The organism is Pseudomonas sp. B12(2026) (genome assembly GCF_057767015.1).
Genome location: NZ_CM173430.1, coordinates 4,855,277 through 4,871,039, shown reverse-complemented (window position 1 = coordinate 4,871,039; position 15,763 = coordinate 4,855,277). Strand labels below are relative to the sequence as shown.

The 15,763-nt window shown below is 68.1% G+C and carries 17 protein-coding genes; 6 read left to right on the top strand and 11 right to left on the bottom strand.

The annotated features are described in order from the left end of the window. Nucleotides 1-80: 80 nt before the first annotated feature. Together AC3B6A_RS22675 and AC3B6A_RS22670 are read right to left on the bottom strand one after the other, a co-directional pair. Complete coding sequence (locus AC3B6A_RS22675) at nucleotides 81-989, bottom strand: universal stress protein (protein ID WP_488399359.1); 909 nt, start codon at nucleotides 987-989, stop codon at nucleotides 81-83. A gap of 91 nt (nucleotides 990-1,080) precedes the next feature. Next, nucleotides 1,081-1,893, bottom strand: a complete 813-nt coding sequence (locus AC3B6A_RS22670) for an outer membrane protein assembly factor BamD (RefSeq protein WP_488399358.1) — start codon at nucleotides 1,891-1,893, stop codon at nucleotides 1,081-1,083. A gap of 100 nt (nucleotides 1,894-1,993) precedes the next feature. On the opposite strand from AC3B6A_RS22670, the gene AC3B6A_RS22665 reads away from it, so the two are divergent. The 3 genes from AC3B6A_RS22665 to AC3B6A_RS22655 all read left to right on the top strand — a co-directional run bounded on the left by AC3B6A_RS22665 (nucleotide 1,994) and on the right by AC3B6A_RS22655 (nucleotide 3,284). Further along, a complete protein-coding gene (locus tag AC3B6A_RS22665) occupies nucleotides 1,994-2,365 on the top strand; it encodes a tetratricopeptide repeat protein (protein ID WP_488399357.1) in 372 nt (123 codons plus the stop codon). A 76-nt stretch (nucleotides 2,366-2,441) separates the two neighbouring features. Continuing rightward, nucleotides 2,442-2,864, top strand: a complete 423-nt coding sequence (locus AC3B6A_RS22660; RefSeq protein WP_488399356.1) for a DUF4124 domain-containing protein — start codon at nucleotides 2,442-2,444, stop codon at nucleotides 2,862-2,864. Nucleotides 2,865-2,924: 60 nt separating this feature from the next. After that, nucleotides 2,925-3,284, top strand: a complete 360-nt coding sequence (locus AC3B6A_RS22655) for a PilZ domain-containing protein (RefSeq protein WP_488399355.1) — start codon at nucleotides 2,925-2,927, stop codon at nucleotides 3,282-3,284. Nucleotides 3,285-3,355: 71 nt separating this feature from the next. Here the strand turns inward: AC3B6A_RS22655 and AC3B6A_RS22650 are convergent, their stop codons facing one another. The 7 genes from AC3B6A_RS22650 to AC3B6A_RS22620 all read right to left on the bottom strand — a co-directional run bounded on the left by AC3B6A_RS22650 (nucleotide 3,356) and on the right by AC3B6A_RS22620 (nucleotide 11,086). Further along, nucleotides 3,356-4,687 (bottom strand): DUF58 domain-containing protein, encoded by a 1,332-nt coding sequence (locus AC3B6A_RS22650; RefSeq protein WP_488399354.1) that lies wholly within the window; start codon nucleotides 4,685-4,687, stop codon nucleotides 3,356-3,358. Continuing rightward, on the bottom strand, nucleotides 4,684-5,691 hold the full coding sequence (locus AC3B6A_RS22645) for an AAA family ATPase (RefSeq protein WP_488399353.1): 1,008 nt from the start codon (nucleotides 5,689-5,691) through the stop codon (nucleotides 4,684-4,686). The genes AC3B6A_RS22650 and AC3B6A_RS22645 overlap by 4 nt, the downstream gene beginning before the upstream one ends. After that, the gene (locus AC3B6A_RS22640; protein WP_488399352.1) at nucleotides 5,688-6,944 is read right to left on the bottom strand and encodes a DUF4350 domain-containing protein; all 1,257 of its coding nucleotides are present in this window, start codon (nucleotides 6,942-6,944) and stop codon (nucleotides 5,688-5,690) included. Before AC3B6A_RS22640 ends, AC3B6A_RS22645 begins: the two co-directional genes overlap by 4 nt. Continuing rightward, nucleotides 6,941-8,518: a DUF4129 domain-containing protein gene (locus AC3B6A_RS22635; RefSeq protein WP_488399351.1), complete on the bottom strand. Its 1,578-nt coding sequence runs from the start codon at nucleotides 8,516-8,518 to the stop codon at nucleotides 6,941-6,943. Before AC3B6A_RS22635 ends, AC3B6A_RS22640 begins: the two co-directional genes overlap by 4 nt. Then, nucleotides 8,505-9,491 carry a stage II sporulation protein M gene (locus tag AC3B6A_RS22630; RefSeq protein WP_488399350.1) on the bottom strand — a complete coding sequence of 329 codons (987 nt, stop codon included), beginning with the start codon at nucleotides 9,489-9,491 and terminating at the stop codon, nucleotides 8,505-8,507. Before AC3B6A_RS22630 ends, AC3B6A_RS22635 begins: the two co-directional genes overlap by 14 nt. Beyond that, nucleotides 9,488-10,228 (bottom strand): RDD family protein, encoded by a 741-nt coding sequence (locus AC3B6A_RS22625; RefSeq protein WP_488399349.1) that lies wholly within the window; start codon nucleotides 10,226-10,228, stop codon nucleotides 9,488-9,490. Before AC3B6A_RS22625 ends, AC3B6A_RS22630 begins: the two co-directional genes overlap by 4 nt. Nucleotides 10,229-10,315: 87 nt before the next feature. Beyond that, nucleotides 10,316-11,086, bottom strand: coding sequence for a hypothetical protein (locus AC3B6A_RS22620; protein WP_488399348.1), 771 nt, complete (start codon nucleotides 11,084-11,086; stop codon nucleotides 10,316-10,318). Between the two features lie 329 nt (nucleotides 11,087-11,415). Between AC3B6A_RS22620 and sbcB the strand changes: the two genes are divergently transcribed. Then, nucleotides 11,416-12,846 (top strand): exodeoxyribonuclease I, encoded by a 1,431-nt coding sequence (gene sbcB / locus AC3B6A_RS22615; RefSeq protein WP_488399347.1) that lies wholly within the window; start codon nucleotides 11,416-11,418, stop codon nucleotides 12,844-12,846. Nucleotides 12,847-12,905: 59 nt separating this feature from the next. Here sbcB and mvaT read toward each other — a convergent pair whose 3' ends face one another. Further along, the gene (gene mvaT / locus AC3B6A_RS22610; protein WP_488399346.1) at nucleotides 12,906-13,280 is read right to left on the bottom strand and encodes a histone-like nucleoid-structuring protein MvaT; all 375 of its coding nucleotides are present in this window, start codon (nucleotides 13,278-13,280) and stop codon (nucleotides 12,906-12,908) included. A 260-nt stretch (nucleotides 13,281-13,540) separates the two neighbouring features. On the opposite strand from mvaT, the gene purU reads away from it, so the two are divergent. Next, nucleotides 13,541-14,392: a formyltetrahydrofolate deformylase gene (gene purU / locus AC3B6A_RS22605; protein WP_488399345.1), complete on the top strand. Its 852-nt coding sequence runs from the start codon at nucleotides 13,541-13,543 to the stop codon at nucleotides 14,390-14,392. Between the two features lie 90 nt (nucleotides 14,393-14,482). Then, nucleotides 14,483-14,668, top strand: a complete 186-nt coding sequence (locus AC3B6A_RS22600) for a hypothetical protein (protein WP_488399344.1) — start codon at nucleotides 14,483-14,485, stop codon at nucleotides 14,666-14,668. Nucleotides 14,669-14,671: 3 nt separating this feature from the next. Here AC3B6A_RS22600 and gpgF read toward each other — a convergent pair whose 3' ends face one another. Then, nucleotides 14,672-15,670 (bottom strand): glucosaminyl phosphatidylglycerol flippase, encoded by a 999-nt coding sequence (gpgF, locus tag AC3B6A_RS22595; RefSeq protein ID WP_488399343.1) that lies wholly within the window; start codon nucleotides 15,668-15,670, stop codon nucleotides 14,672-14,674. Nucleotides 15,671-15,763: the final 93 nt, after the last annotated feature.

Here is a 15,763-nt window from a genome sequence, read left to right as displayed (position 1 = left end):
GGACTCCTAGGGGAAAGCAAGCAGCGGTCAGGCCGCCCGAAGTGGGTTGCGGGGCAGCCAGGACGCCATCTTACGCTGTTTCAGGTGACAGGTCTGATCACCAGCAGATCGCATTCCACTTCTTCGAGCACGCGCTCGGCGGTCTGGCCGATCAGCGCGTTGTCGAACTGCCCGCGGGCGACCGCGCCCATCAGCAGCAGATCGATGCCGTTGTCGCGCACATAGGCGGGGATCACCTCCTCGGCGAAGCCCTGGTCGAGCCGGGTGCGCGTGCGGTCGATGTCCGGGTACTGCGCCAGCAGGGCATCGAAGGCTTCGCGGTGGTGGGTTTCGGTGCGCTTCACATAGTTGTCGTAGTCGGCCAGCAGTTCGGCGTTGAACGCCAGGGTGTGCGGCACCGCGACGTAGGCGTGCAGGTAGTGCGCCTGCAGCTTCAGGCGTTGTTCGAATTCGCGCGCCACGCCGATCAGGCGGTGGTCCAGCGCCGCCGGCTTGTCGCTGGCGTGCAGCGGGTCGAGCGCCGCGCACAGGCGCTCGCCGCGCCACTGGCCGTGCTGCACCAGCCACAGCGGCTGCGGGCAATGGCGGATCAGCTGCCAGTCGTTGTTGGTCAGCACCAGGCGCTTGAGCAGGCTGTGGTGGTGGGCGGACTTGAGCACCAGGTCGGGCTGGCCCTGCTCGCAGTGCAGGACGATCTGCCGGTGCTGCGATTTGCCCCAGCAGACCTCGCACTTCACCTCGATGCCGGCCTGGCGCAGGGGCGCGGCGAGTTTCTCCAGCCACACCAGGCGCTCGTCGAGCAGGTTCTGCCGGCCCCGCTCGAGGTCGGCCGGGTCCAGCAGCAGGGCGTTGTCCAGCGCCGGGTTGAATTCGCAGACCAGCAGTTCCAGGCGGGCGCCGCTGCGTTCGGCGATCCACTGGGCGCGGGTGAGCGCGGGCTGGTCTTCGCGGGTGGGGTCGATGACGACGAGCAGGTGTTGGAGTTTCATGTCGGCTTCCTCGCGCGGGCTGCGGCCATTGCAGACCAAGCCTGAAGCGTAGCGCTTGACCTGGGTCAGCGCCGCACGCGGACAGCCGATCTCAGTTGCGCGGGGTGTTCTGGTTCAGCGCCTGGTCGAGGTGCCGCGCCGCCTTGTCGGCGAGGTCGCCGTCGGGGAACTCGGCCAGTTGCCGGCGCAGGTAGGCGATGGCCTGGTCGCGGTCGGGGTGCGGGTTGTCCGGCGCCATGTACATCAGGCCGAGCTGGTAGAGCGCCTTTTCGCGGATGTCCGGCGGGATGGCCGGGTCGTTGGCGCCCAGCAGGTAGAGCTGCGCGGCCTCGCCGACGCGGTCCTTGAGCACCGCGCGGCGCGACAGCAGGGTCATGTCCGGGTCGAGGCCGGGCTTGTCCAGGTCGAGGTTGTACTGCGGTTTCCAGTCCGCCAGCAGTTCGCGGGCGCTCTTCTGCACCGGCTCCCTGGCGCGCTGGCGGATCACCAGGATGCGCGCGTCGGCGTGGGCGGCGGCCTGGGTGCCGGGGAACTCGCGGTCGATGCGCTCGAAGTACTGCAGCGCCTTCGCATCGTCGCGCTGGTCGTTGAAGCGGCTCATGTAGATCAGGCCGATCTGGTACAGCGCGATGGCGCGCACTTCCGGGCTGTAGCGGGTGTTGCCGTAGCCGCTCAGGTAGAGCTGCTCGGCCTGCGCGCTCTGGTTGTCGCGGATCGCCTGGGCGCTGTAGGTCAGCAGGTCGCCTTCCTCTTCCACCGCAGCGGTCATGCGCTTGTTCTTCAGCTGCTTGTATTCGGCGACCTCGCCGGTGGTGACCTGGGCGACGAACAGCGGCGTGGTGGGGGCGCAGGCGGCGAGCAGCGGCAGGAGCAGCGCGAAGGGCAGGGCGAACGATGAGCGCATGGCATCTCCTTGGCGCCGGGGGCGTGATCCGCGCCAGTCTAGTGGCGGGCTACAGTCCGGCCAAGACGGGCCGATACACTTCCCAACGGAGGATATGCCCATGCGAACCCTGACCACCGCGCTGCTGCTTCTGAGCCTTGCCGGATGCACCAGCTGGTCGATGAACCGCCACCTGAACAACGCCTATCGCGCGTACGACAACGGCGATTGCGGGCAGGTCATGCTCGAACTGTCGAAAACCGAGCGCAAGAGCCGCGCGCGGCCCTGGCTGCAGCCGGAGATCTCGATGCTGCGCGGGCTGTGCCTGGAGCGGCAGGCGTATTTCGTCGACGCCGCCCAGACCTACCAGTTCATCATCGCCCGCTACCCGGCCAGCGAGTATGCTTTCCGCGCCAGGGCCCGCCTGGAGACGCTGCGCGTCAATGGCCGGGTGCCCGGCGAGGGCGCGCGCAGCCCTGCGCTCACGCCCTGACCGCCGGTCGGTGGCGAACTTGAGCGCTTGCGTTGGCTGGCTAATCTCATGGAGTGACTTCACGGAGGAGGTTGGAATGCGTGCCTTGTGGCTCTGCGTCTGGTGTTTCCCCCTGTTGGCGAGTGCCGACATCTATCGCTGGACCGACGCGCAGGGCAAGGTGCATTTCAGCGAAACCCCTCCACCGGGGGCGCAGCGCATCGAAGTGAAGCCCCAGGTCGTCGAGCGTGACGCGGCGACCCGCGAGCGGGAGGAGCGCGCCCGCCGGTTCTACGACGCCCGCCGTGACGAACAGGCCGCCGCGCAGACCCAGGCGGCCCGGCAACAGGCCGAGCTGAGTGCCCAGTGCGCGCAGTGGCAGCACGACCTGAGCGCGCTCAGCCTGGGCGGTCGCTACTTCACGCAGGGCAGCGACGGTGAACGAACCTACTACAGCGATGCACAGATTGACGCCGCCCGTCGCGAGCTGGAAGCGCGACTGGCGGAAGGTTGTCGTTAGGACTGGCCCCCAGTGGGCGGCATCGTCATACTGGACGACATCTCATAGCGAAACGCCATTATGCGCCATCAACGACATATCGAGCGCCATCAGCTGCCCTACTACCTGAAGGTGTTCAACAGCATCACCGACAAACCCATGGGCTATCTGGGCAACGTCTCGCTGGACGGGATGCTGCTGATCAGCCAGCTGCCGATGCTGGTGGGCGGCCGTTTCGACATGCGCCTGAAGATTCCCGGGCACGACGGCAAGCTGCAGCTGATCGAGTTCTCCGCGACCTGCCAGTGGTGCCGCGAGGACGTCAATCCGGGCAACTTCGACTCCGGTTTCAGCCTGGTGGCGCCGCCGGTGGAATATGTCGAACTGGTCGATGCGCTACGCCGTTATTTCAGTTTTCGCCGGCAGGTGGAGTCGGTCTGAAGCGCAGGACGCGCTGACCGACCTGACCGGTTCGGACGCCAGGGAACGGGTGTCCGCAACAGGGCGCGCGGTTACAGCGCGCCAGCCTTCTTCCAGCCCAGGTAGCGGCTGACCAGCTCCGGCCCGAGCTGGCTGGGCCGGGCGTCCAGCACCGGGACGCCGTGGGCCATCAGTTTCTCGTGCAGCCCGGCGCGGGCGTTCAGGTAGTCCACCGTGCCGCAGTAGGCCAGCGCCTCCTCGTAGCTCTCCACGGGCGCCTGCCGCAGGCGGTCGAGCACTTCCTCGCGCAGGCTGGCCACCAGCACCCGGTGTTGCCGGCCCAGGCGCTTCACCGCGGCCACCAGTTCCTCGTCGTCCTCGTCGCGCAGGTTGGTGATGATCACCACCAGGGCGCGGCGCCGCTGGCGGGTGAGCACTGCCTGCACCGCCGCCGGGAAGTCCGCCGCCCGCTGGCTGCTGTCGAGGTCGTAGACGCCGTTGAGCAGCGTGCTCAGCTGCGCGCTGCCCTTGGCCGGCGGCAGGTGGCGCGGCTGGTCGCCGGCGAAGGTCATCAGGCCCACCGCGTCGCCCTGGCGCAGCGCGACGTAGGCCAGCAGCAGGGCGGAATTGAGCGCATGGTCGAAGTGCGAGAGGTCGCCGTCGTGGCTGCGCATGCGCCGTCCGCAGTCGAGCAGGAAGAGAATCTGCTGGTCGCGTTCGTCCTGGTATTCGCGGGCGATCGGCGTGCGCTTGCGCGCGGTGGCTTTCCAGTCGATCTGCCGCAGGGTGTCGCCGTCGCGGAATTCGCGCAGCTGGTGGAACTCCAGGCCCAGGCCGCGGCGCTGCCCGGCGCGCACGCCGATGCGGTTCAGCCAGTGGTCCACGGCCATCAGTTCGGCGCCGTAGATGCGCGCGAAGTCGGGGTAGACGCGGGTTTCGCTGCGCTCTTCCAGGTAGCGCCGGCCCTTCCACAGGCGCAGCGGGCTGGACAGTTCCACCTCGCAGCGCGGGAAGACGAAGTGCCCGCGCGACAGCGGCCGCACGCGATAGCCCAGCTCGGTCTGCTCGCCCGGGTGCAGCTCGACCACCTGCGGCAGGTGCTCGAAGTCCATGGCGGCGGGCAGGTGATCGAACACCGTCACCCGCTGCACCTGCGCGTAGCGATGGTGCAGTTGCAGGCGCACCTCGCTCCAGCGGCCCAGCGGCAGGTTGCCGCTCATCTGCCGCTCCAGGCGCGGCGACGGCAGGCGGCGCAGCCACAGGGCGTCGGCCAGCGCGAGCAGCGCCAGGGCGCACAGCGCGCCCCACCAGAGGCGGCCGAGCAGCGCCGGCGGCGGGGCATCCAGGGCCGCCGCCGCGCCCAGCGCGATGGCCGTGGCCAGCAGCGCGCCGAGCAGCGCGAGAAGGGCGCGCGATGGCTTCATAGGCGCGGCGCCGGTACCTGGTCGAGCAGTTGTTGCAGCACCTGGTCCACCGACAGCCCCTCGATGTCCAGCTCCGGCGACAGCCGCACGCGGTGGCGCAGCACCGCCAGGGCGCTGCCCTTGACGTCGTCCGGCAGCACGAAGTCGCCGCCGCGCAGCAGCGCCCGCGCCCGTGCGCAGCGCACCAGCGCGATGGACGCGCGCGGCCCGGCGCCCAGCGCCAGGCCCGGCCAGTTGCGGGTGGTGCGGGCGATGCGCACGGCGTAGTCCAGCACCTGGTCGTCGATCGGCAGGTCGGCGGCGATCTTCTGCAGCGCCATCACGTCCTTTTCCTTGAGCAGCGCGCGGATCGGCGCGACGTCGAGCATGTCGCTGCGCGCCGAGCGGCTCACCTGGCGCACCAGGGTCTGTTCCTCGGCTTCCTGCGGGTAGTCGATGCGCAGCTTGAGCATGAAGCGGTCCAGCTCCGCCTCGGGCAGCGGGTAGGTGCCTTCCTGCTCGATGGGGTTCTGCGTGGCCAGCACCATGAACGGCTGCGGCACCGGCAGCGCGCGGCCTTCGAGGGTGACCTGGCGCTCCTGCATCACTTCCAGCAGCGCCGCCTGGGTCTTGGCCGGCGCGCGGTTGATCTCGTCGGCCAGCAGCAGGTGGGTGAACACCGGGCCCTTGCGCAGCTTGAACTGCTCGGTGGCGAGGTCGTACACGGCGTGGCCGGTGACGTCGCTGGGCATCAGGTCGGGGGTGAACTGGATGCGCGCGAAGCCGCCGTCGAAGCAGCGGGCGAGGGCGCGCACCAGCAGGGTCTTGCCCAGGCCGGGCACGCCTTCGATGAGCACGTGGCCGCCGGCGAGCAGGGCGGTCAGCACGTCGTCGATCACGCCCTGCTGGCCGATCAGCGCCTTCTGCAGCTCATGGCGCAGCGCCTGGGCCAGCTGGCTGGCGCGCTGGCGCTGGGCGATCGGATTGGAGGTGGGGCTGGCGGGTTCAGGTGTCTGTTCGCTCATAGGGCATTCCTGAGGCTTTGCAGGTGGGCGACCTGGCGGGTGAATTCGGCGATGGCCATGCGTTGCTGCGGATAGGGGCGCATGGCCTGGCTGATGGCGCTGACCGGCAGCCGCGTCATGCGGCCCAGGGTCTGCCATTGTTCGGCGATCGGCAGGCGTTCGAAGCCCGGCTGGCGCTGCCGCGCGCGGCGCAGGATGTCGCGCTGCAGCCCCTGCAGCAGGGCGATCTGGCCGCGCTGGCGGAGGATGAAGTCGGCGCCGGCGCGCAGGTGTTCTTCCAGTTGCCGGCGGCCGAGGGCCGGGCCCGGCTGCAGCGGACCCTGGCGCAGGCCCTGGCGCCACAGGGCGAACGCCAGCAGCAGGGCGCAGGCGATCAGCGCCTGCGGGAAGTAGCGCGCCAGCAGGCTGAAGAGGCTGGCGCCGTCGGCGCGATAGACCAGGGTCACGTCGCTGTCCTGGGTCAGGTACCAGAGCAGCCAGGCGTTGTCGTAGCTGCTCAGCTGGCCGTTCTGCCAGATCCAGTTGTCGGTCAGCACCGTGACCAGGCCCTTGCCCTGTTGCAGTTGCAGCAGGTGGGTGGCCTTCGCGCTGTTGGCCCAGGCGTAGGCGAGGTTCTTCGAGTCGAATAGGTGGTAGTCGGTGTCGAAGTCGATGTAGGCCGGCGCCTTTTCGTTTTCCAGGTAGAGCTTGGTCAGCCGGGGGTAGGGATCTTCTTCCTCGGCCGGGACGGCGGGGTCGGCGTCGTCGACCGCGGGGGCGGCCGGCTCCTGTGGAGCGCTTTGCTCCGCGTCGGACTTGTCCTGCGCTTGGGCGGCGCCCTTGTCCTTGTCGAGGTCCTCGGTGAGGAACTGCTGCACGCCCAGGCGATCGAGCAGCAGGTCGCCGCTCTTGCCCTGTTCCTCGTCCCACAGGCGTTCGGCGGTGACCACCAGATGGCCGCCGCGCGATGTCCAGTCGAGCAGGCGGCTGGTCTGGGTCGGCGTGAGGTTCTCGCGGCTGCCGAGCAGGATCAGCGTGTGGCCCGTGCTCGGTAGCTGGTCGAGCGCTTCCAGCCCCCTGGCCGTGGCGACCGTCAGGCCGCGTCCGCGCAGGTAGGTTTCGGCGGCCAGGTAGGGATTGGCGCGGGCCTCCGGCGCGGGGCCGTGCTCGATGGTTTCGGGGTAAGGCCGGAGGTGGGTGTAGAGGTAGTAGCCGGCGGCGCCCAGTACCAGCAGGGCAGCCAGGGCGAGCAGCAGGACGACGGGCCGCTTCATGGCCGCACCTCGTTGCCGAACAGGCTGCGCCATTGCTCGCACAGGCTCTGCTTGAGGCCGTCCCGGGGCGCGCGGTGGCCATAGGCGAGCGCCTGCCAGTGCAGGGTCAGGCTGCGGGCGAAGCTGTGCAGCGGCGGGTTGTCGAGGGTCTCGACCCGCGCCAGCAGCTCGCCTTCGGTGGTGGAGTCGCGCAGCGGCAGGCGGAAGTCATGCAGCAGGCGGCTGAGCAAGGCGCGGTAGAGCAGGCCCAGCGCGGCGCGCGGCTGTTCGTCCCAGAGGCGCTCGGCTTCGCTGGCGACGTCGTCGGGCAGGGTTTCCGGGGCCAGTTCCAGGCCGAACAGGACGCTCGGCACCTCCCGCCGCGGGCGCTGCGGCAGGCCGATGCGGCCGGCGAACAGGCGCAGCCACTCGCGGTAGCGCCAGACCAGCAGCACCACGACGCTGAGCAGCGCGCCCCACAGCAGCACTTCGATGACCTGGGCGATGGACTTGAACACCCGCCAGTGCTCCAGCGCCTCGAAGAACTGCTTCAGGCTCCGTTCCTGGCCGGTGGTGTCCGGCTTGTCCTTGTCCGGGTCGCCCAGCCGCCAGCGGGTCACCGTCTCGCTGTTGCGGAACGGCGGCGCCGCCAGGATGGCCTCGGCGGCATGCCGTGACTGCTCGCTGTTCAGCACCTGGTTCTGCAGGCGCTCGGCCTGGGGGCCGTTGGGGTTCTGGTCGGGCAGCGGGCAGCTGGAATGCGCTTCGTCGGCCGCCCAGGCGCTGGCGTCGGGCAGCGGCGCCAGGCAGGCGGCGGCCACCAGCAGCAGCGCGTAGGCGCTGCCGATTAGGCGCTGGCGCAGGCGGCGCAGCACCAGTTCGATGTCCCAGGCTTCCAGCTCGGTGCGCCGGTTCAGGTAGAGGGTGAAGCCGCAGGCCACGTAGACCGGCTCCCAGACCACCAGCAGCAGCGCATAGAGCAGGTTGCTCAGGTGCTCCAGCCAGCCCCATCCGCCCTCGGCGAGGCTGATCAGCGATTGCCATTTCCAGTCCGCGACCCACTGTTGCGGCAGCAGCAGGTAGAGCAGCGCGGACAGCCCGAGCCACAGCGCCAGCTCGAAGTGCATGCCGATCACCGTGAGCCAGGTGGCGCCTCCCGCGTTGCGCTGGCCGAGGACCGCCAGGCGCTGGCTGCGGGCCGGGCCCTTGAGTCCTTCGAGCTGCAGCACCGGCAGGTCGAAGCTGCGCGTCGGGCTTGCGCGGCGCCACAGCAGGCTGGGCAGCAACTGGTTCCTGAGCAGGCCGGGGAAGGCCCGCAGCGCCTGCCCGAGGGTCGGCGTGTCGCCGAACAGGGCGCGCGACAGGATGTACAGCGGCAGGCGATCGAAGGCCGGCTTGAGCCACCAGAACAGCAGGATCGCCCAGCCGGAATAATTCCACAGCAGCAGGCTGAGCAGGACGAACACCGGCAGGGTGACCAGCGCCCAGCTGGCCATCAGCAGGCCGGCGTGGCGGCGCGCCAGGAGCATCCCCAGGTCCAGGGCTTCCCAGGGGCTGCGCGGGCGGATGGCGACGCTGGCGTCAGTCAGGCGCATGACGGCTCCGTCCGGCAAACAGGAAATAGCCGCCGACCAGCAGCCAGAGGCAGGCGCCGACGATGTACTTCACGGTCGCCGGGAACTGCGTGATCGAGGACCAGTAACCCTCGATGAAGGCGGCGATCAGCAGCAGCAGGATCACCCCGCCCACCAGCCGCACGGCGCGGGCGGCCGCCTGGCGCAGCGCATCGATGCGGCTCAGGCGGCCGGGCGCCAGCAGCGCCCAGCCGAGCTTGAGGCCGGCGGCGCCGGCGAAGGTGATGGCGGTCAGCTCGAACGCGCCGTGGCCGATGACGAAGGACCAGAAGGTGTCGATGTAGCCGACCTGGGTCAGGTGGCCGGCCACCGCGCCGATCATCAGGCCGTTGAACAGCAGGAAGAACAGGCTGCCCAGGCCGAACAGCAGGCCGCTGGCGAAGGTCTGAAAGGCGATGCCGATGTTGTTCATGATGTAGAAGGCGAACATCTTCCAGTCATCGCCGGTGTCGCGCTCGCCCATCGGCCCGAGGCGCGCGGTATCCGGCGAGTACATGCTCTCCATGTCGGCCACGCGCTCGGGCGACATGACGCTGTAGACCAGGTCGGGGAAGTGGTAGGTCAGCAGCCCCATCAGCAGCAGGCAGCCGTAGAACAGCAGGCTGGCGGCGGCGATGCAGCGCCACTCCTCGCGCACCAGGCGGGGGAAACCGGCGGTGACGAAACCGAGGATGCGCGCGCCGAGATGGCTGCGGTGCCGGTAGAACTGCTGGTGGCCGCGCATGGCCAGTTGCTGCAGGTGATCGATCAGGTGGCTGCTGTAGCCGCGCTCCTGCGCCAGCGCCAGTTGCTGGCAGATGCGCCGGTAGTCCGCGGCGAACTCGTCGGGGCGCTCGGAGGCTTCCCGGCGCTTGCCGTTCTCCAGTTGCTCCAGGCGCTTGCCGAAACGCTTCCACGCGCCCTGGTGGCGTTGTTCGAAGAGGGCCTGCTTCATGGGTTCACCCGGCCGCTGCCGAGCAGGCCGCTGGCGATGGCGTTGAGGCGCGCTTCGGCATCCTCGGGCGCCACGCCGAGCGGTTCGGCGAGGATGCCGGCCAGCTCCTCGCGGCGCGCCGCGGACAACTGCCCGGCGCGCTCGGCGAAGCCCATCATGGCGCGCTGCTCCTCCAGGTTCAGCGGCCAGGGCGCCAGCTCCGGCGCAACCTCCGGCAGTTGCGGGCGGCCCGGCGGCGGGTCGCGGTAGATCACCAGCGTGCCGGCGGCCAGGTCGCCCAGGCGCTTGAACGCCGGGTTGGACAGGCAGCTGAGCAGGCCCAGGGTGTAGCCGAACGGCAGGATGTCGGCGAAACGCAGCAGGTTGCGCAGCAGCGAGGCGGACCAGCCGACCGGCGTGCCGTCATCGTGGACCACGCGCAGCCCCATCAGCTGCTTGCCGGGCGAGCGGCCCTGGTTGAGCACTTCGAACAGCACCATGTACCACCAGGTCATGACGAAGGTGAGCAGCAGGCCGAGACCGGTGCCGAGCTGGCCGAGGAAGGCCAGCGCCATGAACAGGGCGAACATCAGCAGGGCGCGGATGCCCAGGTCGACCAGGTAGGCCATCGCGCGCGGAATGACGCCGGCGGGACGCAGCAACAGGTCGATCCCTTCCGGCGTCTCCACGTGGTAACGGGTATCCAGCACCGGGCTGGGCGGACGGCTGTCCGGGCGTGGAGCTGCGGCTGCGGTCAAGGGGAATCGCTATCGATGGCTGAAAGGCAGATGCTAGCCAGCGCGTTGCGGCGAGGCAACCGCGCTGGCCGAGAAATGCGGGCCGTATCAGTTCGGCTGCGGCAGGACACCGAAGATGGTCCGGTAGAGCACGCCGATCGAGACGATCATCAGCGGCATGCTCCAGACCAGGCCGATGCCCAGCGGGAGCATGCTGACGGCCATGATCAGGCACAGCACGATGAGCAGCCCGAAGACCTTGAACCAGTGCTGGCTGATGGCCTTGCGCGAGGTTTCCAGGGCCTGCCAGGGGCTCAGCTTGCGCTCGACCACCAGCGGAATGGCCAGCGCGTAGGCGATGCTCAGGTAGATGCCCGGGATCACCAGCAGGAACAGGCCGAGATAGACCAGCAGGGTCATCACCAGGCCGGTGGCGAGCAGCGGAACGAACAGGCCGAAGTGACCGAACATCTCGTTGAACGAGACCGGCTGGTCGGCGGCGCGGCGAATGCCGAGCATGTTGATGCCGGCGAGGAACGGATAGCCGACGGCGGAGGCGAGTATCCCGACCACCACCTGCAGGAGCAGGGCGGCGAAGCCCTGATGGATCGATCCGGAAGCGGAGATGCCCAGGCCGAGGAACATGCGCAGCGCGAAGCTGATGACCTGGGTTACTGCCCCGTAGACGAGCATGCCGGCGACCACCGTGCCCTTGATGCCGTTGATGCGCTGCCAGGCTTCCTTGAGGACGCCCTCGATGGAGAAGTCATAGCCTCGGGCCAGGGCTTCTTCGATGCTGGGAACCGAACCCTGCTCGGCGTCGTCGTGCAGGGGGCTGGCCGGTGGTGCGAAAGGATTGAGGGAAGTGCCTGTGTTCATCGTCATGCTCCGGAGCTCTGGATGATGGAAGCGCAGGAGTTTGCCGAGAGGGCGGAGGCAAATAATTAGGATGATTCCCGAACAGGCAATGGAAAAGCCTGACTCATTGGCGTTCGCCATTGTAGGAATCGGCCAGGGAGGGCCTGCATGTTCAGCGCTCTCCCTGGCAGTCTTCGCAGGTGCGGCGATAAAGCACGCCGATGTGCACGACCATCCATGGCAGCCGCCAGATCAGCGCGAGGCATCCAGGGCCAGCGCCGCGGCTTGGAAGTGCGGCGGGGCGCACTGTTAGACTGCGGTGCAACCGAACGCAGGCAAGGACACGCGCCATGACCGCCAGCATCTTCTGGTACGACTACGAAACCACCGGCATCGACCCGCGCCGCGACCGGCCCCTGCAGGTCGCCGGCATCCGCACGGACGAAGCGCTCAACGAGATCGGCCAGCCGCTGAATCTCTACTGCCGTCCCAGCGACGACATCCTCCCGCATCCGGCGGCCTGCCTGGTCACCGGGATAGTCCCGCAGCGGCTGGAGGACCAGGGCCTGGGCGAAGCGGAGTTCATGACCCGCCTGCACGCCGAGCTGGCGCAGCCGGGCACCTGCGTCGCGGGCTACAACACCCTGCGCTTCGACGACGAAGTGACGCGCTACAGCCTCTACCGCAACTTCTTCGACCCCTATGCCCGCGAATGGCAGGGCGGCAACAGCCGCTGGGACCTGATCGACATGGTGCGCACCGCCTATGCGCTGCGCCCCGAAGGCATCGTCTGGCCTGAGCAGGACGGCGTCGTCACCCTGAAGCTGGAACGGCTCACCGCCGCCAACGGCATCGACCACGGGCAGGCCCACGACGCGCTCTCCGACGTGCGCGCGACCATCGCCCTGGCGCGGCTGATCCGCGACCGCCAGCCCAAGCTCTACGACTATCTCTACCGCCTGCGCAGCAAGCAGGGCGTGCTGGACCAGGTCCGCCTGCACGAGCCGCTGGTGCATGTGTCCGGACGCTTTTCCGGCGCGCGCCACTACCTGTCGGTGGTGCTGCCGCTGGGCTGGCACCCGCGCAACCGCAACGCCCTGATCGTCTGCGACCTGGCCGCCGACCCGGCGCCGCTGCTGGAACTGGACGCCGAGACCCTGCGCCAGCGCCTGTACACGCGGCGGGACGAACTGGCCGAGGGTGAGCTGCCGGTGCCGTTGAAGCTGCTGCACATCAACCGCTGCCCGGTGGTGGCGCCGCTGAACGTGCTCCGCCCGCAGGACCGTGAACGCATCGGCCTTGATCTGGATGCATGCCTCAAGACCGCCCAGGCGCTGGTGCAGGCGAAGACGACCTGGCAGGACAAACTGGCGCCGATCTATACCGAGGAAAGTTTCACCGGGTCGGAAGATCCGGAGCAGCAGTTGTATGACGGATTTATCGGAGACCGCGACCGCCGATTGTGCGAGCAGGTACGTCAGGCAGATCCTGTCCGATTGGCGAAAGAGCAATGGCCGTTCGATGATCCGCGACTTCCCGAACTTCTGTTCCGATACCGGGCGCGTAATTTTCCGAAAACTTTGTCTGCCATCGAACAGCAACAATGGCAGGACTTCTGCCGCCAACGCCTGAGCGCCCCGGAGTGGGGCGCACCGAATACTCTGGAGAACTTCGACAGGGCAATGGCCGAGCAGTTGGGAAATGCCGGCGCGGAAGACCGCGCGGTGCTCGAAGCCTGGGCCAAATATGCACTCGCCTTGCGCGGGCGCTATGGTCTCTAGCTTTCGCCGGGCAATAAAAAACGCCAGCGCAAGGCTGGCGTTCTTTATTGCCGAAGGGCTTAGCCCAGCAGGGTGGCCCAGCCCTCGACGGCCTCGGCGCCCCACTTGGCCTTCCATTCCTTGAGGGTCTTGTGGTTGCCGCCCTTGGTCTCGATGACTTCGCCGGTGTGCGGGTTCTTGTATTGCTTGACCTTGCGCGCGCGCTTGCTGGTGGTGCTCTTTGCCGTGCGCGGCGACTTGCTCAGTTTCGCGTCCGGGTCCAGCAGGGCGATGATATCGCGCAGGGACTTGCCGTAGCTGGCCATCAGCGCCCGGAGTTTCTCTTCGAACTCAAGCTCTTTCTTCAGCTTGTCGTCCTGTTCGAGGGATTTCAGGCGCTCTTGAAGTTCCTTGATGGCTTCTTCGGTGGCACGGTACTCGTTGATCAGCGACATGTTGGGTACCTTAATCTTGAGGTCCAGCGGTGGCGGATAGTTTGTAGCTACACATAATAGTCAGCGGAGTTGTTCAAGTAAACTCCGTAGAAAACTTTTGTGAGTAATTAGTGATGTATTTAAGTTATTAGCCCGGCAGATTTAACCGGAGCATTCGCGCCAGGCCTAATTGGCTCTCGTCGGCGACTCCCGCGCAGTGCTGAACTTTTCCCCTCCAGCCGCTAGAATGGCGGCCTTCGCGATGTATCTGGAGTACACCCATGCGCACTTTTCGACTGGTGATCGCCTGCCCGGACGGGGTCGGCATCGTCGCCAAGGTGAGTAATTTCCTGGCCACTTACAACGGCTGGATCACCGAGGCCAGTCACCATTCCGATAATGACAACGGCTGGTTCTTCATGCGGCACGAGATTCGCGCCGACTCCCTGCCGTTCGACATCGACGGCTTCCGCCAGGCCTTCGCGCCCATCGCCCGCGAGTTCTCGATGCAGTGGCGCATCACCGACTCTTCGGTGAAGAAGCGCGTCGTGCTGATGGCCAGCCGTGAGTCGCACTGCCTGGCCGACCTGCTGCACCGCTGGCACAGCGGCGAGCTGGACTGCGAGATTCCCTGCGTGATCGCCAACCACGATGACCTGCGCAGCATGGTGGAGTGGCACGGCATTCCGTACTTCCACGTGCCGGTGGACCCGAAGAACAAGCAGCCGGCCTTCGAGCAGGTGTCGCGCCTGATCGACGAGCACCAGGCCGACAACGTGGTGCTGGCGCGCTACATGCAGATCATCCCGCCGGACCTGTGCCAGAAGTACCGCCACCAGGTGATCAACATCCACCACAGCTTCCTGCCGTCGTTCATCGGCGCCAAGCCGTACCACCAGGCCTCGCTGCGCGGCGTGAAGCTGATCGGCGCGACCTGCCACTACGTCACCGAGGACCTGGACGCCGGCCCGATCATCGAGCAGGACGTGGTGCGCATCAGCCACCGCGACGACATCGAGGACCTGGTGCGCCTGGGCAAGGACGTGGAGAAGCTGGTGCTGGCCCGTGGCCTGCGCTACCACCTGGAAGACCGCGTGCTGGTGCACGACAACAAGACCGTGGTGTTCGACTGATCCGCGATAGCTCGTTCGCTACACTGGGTACTCCGCACGCGCCTGCCGTCGCCTGACGGCGGGCGCCGCGCCCGACCGGAGACCGCCGCGATGACCGATCCGAAGAACCCCGGCACCGCCACCCCGCCGCCCACCCTGGGCGAAGGCTGTACCCGCCGCTACGACCCCGAAGCCTTGAGCGAAGAGGATGGCACCGAGTTTCCCGGCGCCGCCGAGCTCTGGGATTCGCTCAAGCCGCAGACCCCGCCCGCAGACGACACGCCCTCGGGCGACTGAGCCTCAGTCTTTCTCCCGTAGCCCCACCAGCTTGCGCAGCAGCGGCCGCCCCGCCAGCAGGGCGAACACCGGCGCGCCCATCACCAGGTAGAAGTAGTAGGTCACCACGCGCCAGATGAGGATGGCCGCGGCTGCCGTGGACTTGCCCACCAGCGGCGCCAGCAGCGCGGCGGAGGTCAGCTCGGTGCCGCCGGCGCCGCCCGGCAGCAGCGTGGCGAGGCCGGCGGCCAGCGACAGCAGCTGGATCAGGAAGGTCCAGGCCCAGTGCAGTTCCACGCCCAGCGCGCGCAGCGTCAGGTAGAGCACCGAGAAGCGCAGGGTCCAGTGGCAGCTGGTGAGGAAGAAGATCAGCGCCAGGCGCCGTTTCGGCTGGCGCAGGCTGCTGACCAGGGTGTCGCGGAAGTGCAGGCATTTGCGCGCCCAGTGCAGGCGCCGGCGCGGCCTCATGCCCAGGCGCAGGAGCAGGCGCCCGTTGGCGCGGATCACCGGGCGCTGGAAGCGCGCCAGCAGCACGACCCCGAAGAGGATGCCGCCCAGCAGTACGCCGCTGGTGATCAGCGACGTCTCCAGGTCCGGGCTGACGCTGTAGGACAGGGTGGACACCAGCACCGCCGCCAGCGCGCAAAGGAAGAACAGCAGGTCGCTCAACTGGTCCACGGCGAAGATCGCGCTGCTCTGCGCCGGGCGCATGCCGTGGCGCGACAGCAGCATCATCAGCGTCAGCGGTGCGCCGGTGCCGCCCGGGGTGGCGTAGAAGGCGAATTCCGAGGCCATGATGATGCCCACCGAGCGGACCCGGCCGATCTCGCCGGCGCGGCCGTTGAGCAGCACCCGCAGCTTCTGGGCGTTGATCAGCCAGCACAGCAGGATCATGCCGAACATGATCAGCAGGCTGTCGAGGGGGAACGCCAGGATGTCGGCGAGCATCTCCTGGCCGCCCAGCACCAGGGGAACCAGCGAGGCGCCGACCAGGCCCAGCAGCAGCCACCAGGCGCGACTCACCGGCGCGCCTCCGGCAGGGGCGGCAGGGTGGCGGGAGCGGGGCAGGGCGGGGGAGCGTTCTGGCCGAGTCGTTGTTTCATGCGCAGTGGACCG